This window comes from Mesorhizobium sp. M4A.F.Ca.ET.020.02.1.1 (assembly GCF_004022645.1).
In the GTDB taxonomy this organism is placed as follows: domain Bacteria; phylum Pseudomonadota; class Alphaproteobacteria; order Rhizobiales; family Rhizobiaceae; genus Mesorhizobium.
The window spans coordinates 1-1,284 of the sequence record NZ_RZOI01001115.1; the positions used below are offsets into that span (position 1 = coordinate 1).

Below are 1,284 nucleotides of genomic sequence, written 5' to 3' on the forward strand. Positions count from 1 at the left end.
CTCCTGCCCTACTACAACTCCCCGCTGGGCAAGCTGTGGCTCGAGCGCGGCGGCACGTGTGTGGAGGCGAACATCCGCGGCGGCGGCGAGTTCGGCACCCGCTGGCACGATGCCGGGCGCAGGGAGGGCAAGCGTCTCGCCCATGACGATTTCGCCGCCGTTGCCGCCGACCTCGTGCGAAGGGGCATCACCCTGCCGAGGCGGATTGCCGCTGAGGGCGGCTCAAATGGCGGCCTGCTGATCGCAAACATGCTGACCCGCTATCCTGAGCATTTCGGGGCTCTGTTCTGCACAGTTCCGCTTATCGACATGCGTCGCTACACCAAGCTCTTGGCGGGCGCGAGCTGGATCGACGAATATGGCGATCCGGACAAGGCTCACGATTGGGCTTTCCTGAAGGAAATCTCCGCCTATCACGCCGCGGCGCCGGGACAGCCCTATCCGCCTATCCTGATCGCCACCACGAAACGCGACGACCGCGTCCATCCGGGCCATGCGCGCAAGATGGCCGCAAAACTGCAGGCTCTTGGCTATCCCGCTTACTTCTACGAGGCCAGCGCAGGCGGGCACGGCTACGGCAAGGACAATCGGGAGCAAGCCGCATTCATCAGTCTAGGCACCAATTTTCTCCGCAGCGCAATCGGCTTCAACGATCACCTTCCGGAGATGGCGGAACGCGTTGCAACGCAAGAGGAGCGTTTGAGCTCCATCAACAATTCATTCGAGCAGGAGACCAAATAGTGCAGTGCATCCTTTCTGAACATCAAGGAGTGAATATCATGGCGAGAACGCGAATGGGCGTAGCGCGGGCAATAGCAGCGGCGGTGGCCCTAATCATGGTGGGACAGCAGGCCGTCGCCGCGGAGCCTGCGCAAGCAGAGACCGTCCTGGCGGAGACGGGAGCTTCGGTCACCGAAGCGCCAAGCCCTTGGCAGGTCCGCCTGCGGGCGTTGGGCGTCGTTACGAAAGATCTGGGCTACGTTGACAAGCTTCCCGGCTCCGGTCTTTCCTATTCGGACACGGTGACGCCGGAACTCGATATCTCGTATTTCTTCACCGACAATATCGCCGCCGAACTCATACTCGGCACCACCCATGCTAACATCGACGGTCAGGGAACGATCCGCTCGGCGGATAATATCGGCAAGGTTTGGCTGCTCCCGCCCACGCTGACATTGCAGTACCATTTTACCGATTTCGGCGCGTTCAAGCCCTATATCGGCGCCGGCGTGAACTACACGGTCTTCTATAAGCAGGACACCGGCAGCGCCGACGCTCTCAAGG

Annotated in this window: 2 protein-coding genes; both read left to right on the top strand. The window is 61.4% G+C overall.

Annotated features, from left to right (window positions below; all coding sequences use genetic code 11):
• On the top strand, nucleotides 1–741 hold a 741-nt coding region (locus tag EN742_RS35295), incomplete at its 5' end, for a prolyl oligopeptidase family serine peptidase (protein WP_245492484.1).
• Between the two features lie 38 nt (nucleotides 742–779).
• The coding region (locus EN742_RS35300) for an OmpW family outer membrane protein (RefSeq protein ID WP_148670544.1) at nucleotides 780–1,284 on the top strand (505 nt) is incomplete at its 3' end.